Origin of the sequence: Bradyrhizobium sp. (assembly GCF_049798375.1) — a bacterium.
In the GTDB taxonomy this organism is placed as follows: domain Bacteria; phylum Pseudomonadota; class Alphaproteobacteria; order Rhizobiales; family Xanthobacteraceae; genus Bradyrhizobium.
Genome location: NZ_JBARGP010000749.1, coordinates 1 through 7,935, shown reverse-complemented (window position 1 = coordinate 7,935; position 7,935 = coordinate 1). Strand labels below are relative to the sequence as shown.

At 64.0% G+C, this 7,935-nt stretch carries 7 protein-coding genes and 1 pseudogene; 7 read left to right on the top strand and 1 reads right to left on the bottom strand.

Annotation, left to right across the window (positions count from 1 at the left end):
- Positions 1 to 1,466: adenylate/guanylate cyclase domain-containing protein (locus WA702_RS28860; protein WP_425113943.1), on the top strand; the 1,466-nt coding region annotated here is incomplete at its 5' end.
- A gap of 234 nt (positions 1,467 to 1,700) precedes the next feature.
- Here WA702_RS28860 and WA702_RS28855 read toward each other — a convergent pair.
- Positions 1,701 to 2,189, bottom strand: coding sequence for a MarR family winged helix-turn-helix transcriptional regulator (locus WA702_RS28855; RefSeq protein WP_425113944.1), 489 nt, complete (start codon positions 2,187 to 2,189; stop codon positions 1,701 to 1,703).
- A 218-nt stretch (positions 2,190 to 2,407) separates the two neighbouring features.
- Here WA702_RS28855 and WA702_RS28850 point away from each other — a divergent pair, with 218 nt between their 5' ends.
- The 6 genes and pseudogenes from WA702_RS28850 to WA702_RS28825 all read left to right on the top strand — a co-directional run.
- Entirely contained in the window at positions 2,408 to 4,066 is a 1,659-nt protein-coding gene (locus tag WA702_RS28850; protein ID WP_425113942.1) for an FAD-dependent oxidoreductase, read from the top strand.
- Between the two features lie 11 nt (positions 4,067 to 4,077).
- Entirely contained in the window at positions 4,078 to 4,302 is a 225-nt protein-coding gene (locus WA702_RS28845) for a DUF2783 domain-containing protein (RefSeq protein WP_425113941.1), read from the top strand.
- A 40-nt stretch (positions 4,303 to 4,342) separates the two neighbouring features.
- On the top strand, positions 4,343 to 5,296 hold the full coding sequence (locus WA702_RS28840) for an MBL fold metallo-hydrolase (protein WP_425113940.1): 954 nt from the start codon (positions 4,343 to 4,345) through the stop codon (positions 5,294 to 5,296).
- Between the two features lie 2 nt (positions 5,297 to 5,298).
- A complete protein-coding gene (gene hmgA / locus WA702_RS28835; protein WP_425113939.1) occupies positions 5,299 to 6,645 on the top strand; it encodes a homogentisate 1,2-dioxygenase in 1,347 nt (448 codons plus the stop codon).
- A 6-nt stretch (positions 6,646 to 6,651) separates the two neighbouring features.
- Positions 6,652 to 7,302 (top strand): maleylacetoacetate isomerase, encoded by a 651-nt coding sequence (maiA, locus tag WA702_RS28830; protein ID WP_425113938.1) that lies wholly within the window; start codon positions 6,652 to 6,654, stop codon positions 7,300 to 7,302.
- A 24-nt stretch (positions 7,303 to 7,326) separates the two neighbouring features.
- Positions 7,327 to 7,935: pseudogene (locus tag WA702_RS28825) on the top strand (fumarylacetoacetase); the annotation flags it as partial.

Sequence of the window (7,935 nt, the reverse complement as noted above, 5' to 3'; positions counted from 1 at the left end):
GCATCGAGGTACGCACCCATGATGAGCTGGAGGAGCTCGCCGATCAGTTCAACAGTATGGCCAGCCAGATCGCACAGTCCTATTCGGTGCTGGAGGCGAAGGTCGAGGAGCGCACCCGCGATCTGGCGCAGTCGATCAACGAGCTGAAGGTGCTGGAGGAGGTCGGGCGCGCGGTCGCAGCCTCGCTCGATCTCGACGCCGTGCTGCCGACGGTGGCCGGCAGCGCGCTGGAGATTACCCGTGCCGATGCGGTTCTGATCTATTCCTATGATGCGGTGACGCGTCGCTTCGATCTCGTCGAAGCCAACGGCATCGACAAGGCCAGCGAAGGCGAACATCGCGTCCTCGATGCTGACTCTGGGCCGCTCGGTGATGCCGTGCGCACCGGTGAGCTGGTCGCGGTCGCCGAGCTGATCGATGTATCAGAACATCCGTTGCGTAACGTCGCTGTCGCGGCCGGCTTCCATGCCGTGCTGTTCACGCCGCTGGTGGATCAGCAGGGCGTGCTCGGCGCATTGGTGGTGTTGCGCCGCGCCGCGGGCGCATTTCCGCCAAACCTGATCGGCTTGATGCGCACCTTCGCCAACCAGGCGGTGCTGGCGATGCGCAATGCCCGGCTGTTCACCGAGGTCGACCAGAAGGGCCGCGAGCTGGCGCTCGCGCACACGACGGTGCAGCAGCAGGCCGGCAAGCTGCAGGAGCAGACCGAGCAGCTGCGCGAATGGAACAAGTCGCTGGAGGAGCGGGTCGAGAAGCAGCTCGCGGAGATCGAGCGCATCCGCCGCCTCGAACGTTTCCTCGCGCCGCAGGTCGCGCAGATCATCGCTTCGTCCGACGGCCACGAGACGCTGCTGCAGAGCCATCGCCGCGAGGTGACGGTGGTGTTCTGCGATCTGCGCGGCTTCACCGCGTTCACCGAGACCACGGAGCCGGAAGAGGCGATGAACGTGCTCCGTGAATATCACGCCGCGCTGGGGCAGCTGATCTTCCGCTATGAAGGTACGCTCGACCGCTATGCCGGCGACGGCGTGATGATCATGTTCAACGCGCCGATTCAGCTCGAGGACCACACCAGGCGCGCGGTGAAGATGGCGATCGAGATGCGCGACGCCATCGGCGCGCTCACCGAGCGCTGGCTCAATCGCGGCCACAGCTTGGGCTTTGGCGTCGGCATCGCCGTGGGCTATGCCACGCTCGGCCAGGTCGGGTTCGAGAACCGGCTGGAATATGCCGCCATCGGCAGCGTCACCAATCTGGCCTCGCGGCTGTGCAGCGAGGCCAAGGCCGGGCAGGTCGTGGTGTCGCGCCGCGCCTACGGCATGGTCGAGGCTAACGTCGATGCGGTGCCGATCGACGATCTGCAGCTGAAGGGTTTCAACCATCCGGTGCTGGCGATGGAGATTTTGCGCTGGCGCGAGGAGGGTGAGGAGATCGCCGATACTTCGAAGGCCGCGCGCGCGCGCTGACGGCGGTCGTCGCTTGTAGGGTGGGCAAAGGCGCCTGGCACAATGTTAACTGCCATCGATCGGTCTCGTGCGCCGTGCCAACCATTTCGACCGACGCCTTGAGCGGTGGGCACGCTGCGCTTGCCGACCCTACGGTTCTTTCTTCCGTCATTGCGAGCGAAGCGAAGCAATCCAGAGCCGACAAGGAAGTCTGGCTTGCTTCGTCGCTTCGCTCCTCGCAATGGCGGCGCGGTCCTAATATGCCTCTTTCGCGTCCGCCTCTTCGCTGGTCTGAATCAAGTCCAGGCTCGCCTCGATCTTGCCGATCAGGCGGTCGAACGCCGCGCGCTCCTGCGCCGACAGGCAGGACATTATCTCGCGTTCTTTCAGCTGCAGGCGCGGAACCAGCTCCTCATATAGCGCCTTGCCCTTGCGGCTCAGCCGCAGGCGGAATTCGCGGCGGTCTTCAGCGTTTTCGACGCGCTCCAGCAATCGGCGCTCCAAAAGCGCCGTCACCGCGCGGCTGATGGTCGATTTATGCGTGCGGGTGCATTGGGCGATGTATTGCGCGCTTAAAGCGTCGTGCCGAAAGCCGAGCGTTGCGAGCACGCGCCATTCCGGAATGTCGAGCCCATAGCGTTCGCGATAGTCGCTGGCGAGCGCAGCGCTGACTTCGGCCGCCAGACGATTGAGCCGGAACGGCGCGAACTTGAACAAATCGAGCCGCTCGGGCGCAGGCGGCACCGCCGTGTCGCGTGCCGCTGCTGACGCTACCGCTTTGGGCTCCCGCTTGGTCCTGCTCGCTGAAATGCTGGGCAAGGTCTGGTTCCGGAATTTTGAGTTGACGCCACCACGGCTCGCGGGTGTAGAATAGTTGCAGATGCGACTATTTGGCAAGACGCTTCGGGTCGCACCGAGGAAACACTGCAAACGCAATCAAGGACAATAGGGTCACCGCGACCATGGCGCAGCGCGAAGCGGCGCAGACCGCAAGCCAGGGACAGACAAGCCACGCCAAAGTTCAGTTCGGCTATCACCGCCATCCGGACCAGGATCGCAGTATGCCGGCCGAACATCCAGTCGTCGTGGTCGGCGCCGGCCCGGTCGGGCTGTCGCTCGCAATCGACCTGGCACAGCGCGGGCAGAGCGTCGTGCTGCTCGACGATGCCGATCGTATCGGCGAAGGCTCGCGCGCGATCTGCTTCTCCAAGCGCGCGCTGGAATATTGGGACCGGCTCGGCGTTGGCGATCGCATGGTCGAGAAGGGTGTGGTGTGGAGCGTCGGCCGCATCTTCCACGGCCCGTCCGAACTCTATCAGTTCAACTTGCTGCCGGAGCCGGGCCACAAGCGGCCGGCCTTCATCAATCTGCAACAGTTCTACGCCGAGGCCTATCTGGTCGATCGCGTGCAGGAGCTGCCCGCGATCTCGCTGCGCTGGTGCAACAAGGTTACGGGCATCGCGCCGCGCAATGACGGCGTGGCGCTGACGATCACGACGCCTGATGGTCCTTATAAGCTCCATGCGAGCTATGTGGTGGCCTGCGACGGGGCGCGCTCGTCGCTGCGAAAGATGGTCGGCGCCGAATTTGCCGGCCAGGTGTTCGAGGATCAGTTCCTGATCGCCGACGTCAAGATGACGGCGGCGTTCCCGACCGAGCGCTGGTTCTGGTTTGATCCGCCGTTCCATGCCGGCCGCTCGGCGCTGCTGCACAAGCAGCCCGACGACGTCTGGCGCATCGACCTGCAGCTCAACCGCTATGCCGATCCTGCGATCGAACGGCAGCCCGAAAATGTGCGGCCGCGGATCGCACGGATGCTTGGCCACGATCAGTTCGAGTTCGAGTGGATCTCGCTCTACAAGTTCCAGTGCCGGCGCATGGATCGCTTCGTCCACGGCCGCGTTGTCTTTGCCGGCGATTCCGCGCATCAGGTGTCGCCGTTCGGCGCCCGCGGCGCCAATTCCGGCCTCGAGGATGCCGAGAACCTGGCGTGGAAGCTCGATCGCGTGCTGCGCGGCTGGTCGCCTGAAAGGCTGATCGAGACCTATCATATCGAGCGCAGCGCTGCAGCCGACGAGAACATCCGCGAATCCACCCGGTCGACCGATTTCATGGCGCCGAACTCGCATCAGGAGGCGCGGCTGCGCAGGGCTGTGCTGGCGCTCGCGAACGAAACCGAATTCGGCAAGCGCATGGTCAATGGCGGACGGCTGTCGGTGCCGTCGGTCTACGACACGCCGCTGTCGACTGCCGATGCTGATAACTGGCGCGCTGGGCCGCGTCCGGGCACTTCGATGCCGGATGCGCCGCTAGCGCACAGCAATGGCGAAGCGACATTCCTGACCGATGCTTTTCGCGCAGAGGGTCGGCGTTTTGCACTGCTGTCGTTCGCCAATGGCGGCGCGATCGATCTGCCCGAGGATGTCGGCCACGTCTGCATTGGCCAGGGCTGCATTGGCGGTGGCGGCTTTGTGGATGCGCAGGGGCTTGCCGGGCAGCGTTACGATGCACAGCCCGGCACGTCCTATCTGTTGCGGCCGGACGGCTATATCGCGGCCCGCTTCCGCCATGCGACCGGCGAAGCAATCGCGGCCGCGCTGACGCGCGCCGGCGGCCATTGAGGATCTCTGAGATGGCGCTGTCGACCAGCTCGAATTTTGCAAAACCCGACGACGCGTTCCGCGCCGTGGTCGAGGCGCATCGGGGCTTGAGCGAGACCGAGAGCGCCGATCTCGATGCGGCGCTGGTGCTGATCCTTGCCAACCATATCGGCGACATCGCGGTGTTGCGCGAAGCGATTACGCTCGCCAGGCGCCGCATGATCGACGCCGGCCAGCAGCAACAACAGCAGCAGTGACGGTCCGAAGCTGGGCCGAACGAACGAGAGGAATGATCCGATGGCCAAGGGCTTTGCATCCACCACCGATCTCGCCGAGAAGAAGGTGACGTTCTCCGAGATCGGCCCCGATCTCTATGCCTTCACCGCGGAGGGCGATCCGAACTCGGCCGTGATCGTCGGCGACGACGGCTGCATCGTGTTCGACGCGCAGGCAACGCCGGCGATGGCCAACAAGGTGATCGAGCGCGTCCGCACCGTCACCGACAAGCCGATAAAATATGTCGTGCTGTCGCATTATCATGCCGTGCGCGTGCTCGGCGCTTCGGCCTATCATGCCCAAGGCATCGTCGCCTCGCAGGAGACGCATCGGCTGATCGTCGAGCGCGGCCAGCAGGATTGGGATTCCGAATATGGCCGCTTTCCGCGGCTATTCCAGGACGCCCAGAGCATTCCCGGCCTGACCTGGCCGACGCTGACTTTCGAAGGCGAGATGACGATCCATCTCGGCAAGCGCGAGGTGCAGCTGATCCAGCTCGGCGCCGGCCATACCTCCGGCGACATCGTCGCCTGGGTCCCGGATGCCGAGGTGATGTTCTCCGGCGACCTGATTGAATATCATTCGGCCTGCTACTGCGGCGATGCGCATTTGCGCGAGTGGCCGATGACGCTCAACGAGATCCTGGCATTCAATCCGAAGGCGATCGCGCCCGGCCGCGGCGATGCGTTGCAGGGCCAGGCGACCGTCCGCGATGCGATCGCGATGACGCGCGACTTCGTCAATTCACTCTATGGCGCGGCCGAGAGCTCGGTCGCCAAGGGTCGCAGCCTAAAGGAGTCGATGGCGGCGACCCGCGAAGTGATGGATCCGAAGTTCTCCAGCTTTGCGATCTACGAGCACTGCCTGCCATTCAACGTGTCGCGCGCCTATGACGAGGCGTCAGGGATCGACGATCCCGTGATCTGGACCGCCGAGCGCGATCGCGAAATGTGGGCCCGTCTGCAGGGAGAATGATGATGAACGTCAACACATCGCCTGATCAACTCAGTCGCGCATCGGGGCAGGTGACGCCGGGCTACATGTCCGGTTTCGGCAATTCATTCGAGACCGAGGCGCTCCCCGGGGCGCTGCCGATGGGCCGCAACTCGCCGCAGCGCTGTGCCTACGGACTTTACGCCGAGCAGCTCTCCGGCTCGCCCTTCACCGCGCCGCGCGGCACCAATGAACGCTCCTGGCTTTATCGTATTCGTCCATCGGTGAAGCACTCCGGGCGCTTCGCGAAAGCCGATGCCGGATTATGGCGCAGCGCGCCGTGCCATGAGCATGATCTGCCGATCGGGCAATTGCGCTGGAATCCGACGCCGATCCCGCAAGGCGAGGTGACCTTCCTACAGGGCGTGCAGACCATGACGACAGCGGGGGACGCCAACACCCAGGCCGGCATGGCGGCGCATGTTTACGTCATCACCAAGTCAATGGTCGATGAGCATTTCTACAATGCCGACGGCGAGATGATGTTCGTGCAGCAGCAAGGCAAGCTTCTGTTCGTCACCGAGTTCGGTCGCATCGACGCCGAGCCTGGCGAGATCGTGGTGATCCCGCGCGGCGTCAAGTTCCGGGTCGAGTTGCCCTCGGGACCGGCGCGCGGCTATCTCTGCGAGAACTATGGCGGTGCCTTCACCTTGCCGGAGCGCGGACCGATCGGCGCCAATTGCCTCGCCAATGCGCGTGACTTCCTGACCCCGGTTGCAAGCTATGAGGACAGGGACACCCCGACCGAGCTGTTCGTGAAGTGGGGCGGTTCGCTGTTCAAGACCGAGCTGGCCCATTCGCCGATCGACGTGGTGGCATGGCACGGCAATTACGCGCCGTACAAATACGATCTGCGCACCTTCTCGCCGGTTGGCGCGATCGGCTTCGATCACCCCGATCCGTCGATCTTCACGGTGCTAACCTCGCCGTCGGAGACCGCCGGTACCGCGAACATAGATTTCGTGATCTTCCCCGAGCGCTGGATGGTGGCGGACAACACCTTTCGTCCGCCCTGGTATCACATGAATATCATGTCGGAGTTCATGGGGCTGATCTACGGCGTCTATGACGCCAAGCCGCAGGGCTTCGTGCCAGGTGGCATCAGCTTGCACAATTGCATGCTGCCGCATGGGCCGGATCGCGAGGCGTTCGATCATGCGTCGAACACCGAGCTGAAGCCGGTGAAGCTCACGGGCACCATGGCCTTTATGTTCGAGACGCGGTACCCGCAGCGCGTGACCAGGCACGCCGCCGAATCCAGCACGCTGCAAGGCGACTATGCCGATTGCTGGAAAGGACTGGAGAAGCGTTTCGATCCGACCAAGCCCTGAGGTGCCATGACCGTGCCCGATAACGCCGTGCTTTACGGTTACTTCCGATCGACCGCGGCCTATCGCGTCCGCATCGCACTGGGCTTGAAGGGGTTGAGTGCCGATGCGCGCTACGTGCATCTGCGCAAGGGCGAGCAGAACCAGCCGCCTTATAGGAAAATCAATCCGGCCGGTCTGGTGCCCTACTGGATCGAGGGCGATCTGCATCTCGCCCAGTCGCTAGCCATCATCGAGTATCTCGATGAGACCCATCCCGAGCCGCCGCTGTTGCCGAAGGGCGCGGCGGCGCGCGCTATCGCCCGCGAAATGGCCCTGGTGGTCTGTTCTGACATCCATCCGATCGGCAATCTGCGGGTCCTCAATCGCCTGATCGAGATGGGCATCGATGACGCCGCGCGCAGCGCCTGGTCGCAGCACTGGATCGCAGCCGGCTTCGATGCCATCGAGGCGCGATTGGCACAGCTTGGCGCTGGCCCGTTCGCCTTCGGTACGCAACCGACGCTCGCCGACATCTGCATCGTGCCGCAGGTGTTCAATGCGCGACGTTTCGGCCTTGATCTCACGCCCTATCCACGCATCCGCACGATCGAAGAGGCCGCACACAAGGTCGAGGCCTTCGCCGCGGCCGAGCCGGGCCGTCAGCCCGACGCCGAATAAGTCAGCTCCAGTTTCGGATATCACATGCATCCCAACGATCCCGCTTTGCGCTCCTTTGTCGAGGTCGATCCCGCCTCAGATTTCCCGATCCAGAACCTGCCCTACGGCGTGTTCTCGACGTCATCGGCGCCGCAGCCGCGTGTCGGCGTCGCGATCGGTGACTTCGTGCTCGATATCTGGGAGCTGGCGCAGGATTCCCGGATCGATGTCGCTGAGCCCGCCATGTTTGCCGGGCCGTCGCTGAATGCCTTCATGGCGCTGGGCCCGAAGGTCTGGTCGACCACCCGCGCGCGGATCAGCGAGCTGCTGCGTCATGACAATCCGGAGCTGCGCGACAATGACGAGTTGCGCACGCAGGCGCTGGTCCCGATGTCAGAGGCGAAGCTGCATCTGCCGTTTCAGGTCGCCGGCTATACCGATTTCTACTCGTCGAAGGAGCACGCCACCAATGTCGGCGCCATGTTCCGCGGCAAGGACAACGCGCTGCAGCCGAACTGGCTGCACATGCCGATCGGCTATAACGGCCGTGCGTCGACCGTTATCGTCTCCGGCACCCAGGTGCGTCGCCCCCGTGGCCAGTTGAAGCCACCGACATCAGATGCGCCCACCTTCGGTCCGTGCAAGCGGCTCGAT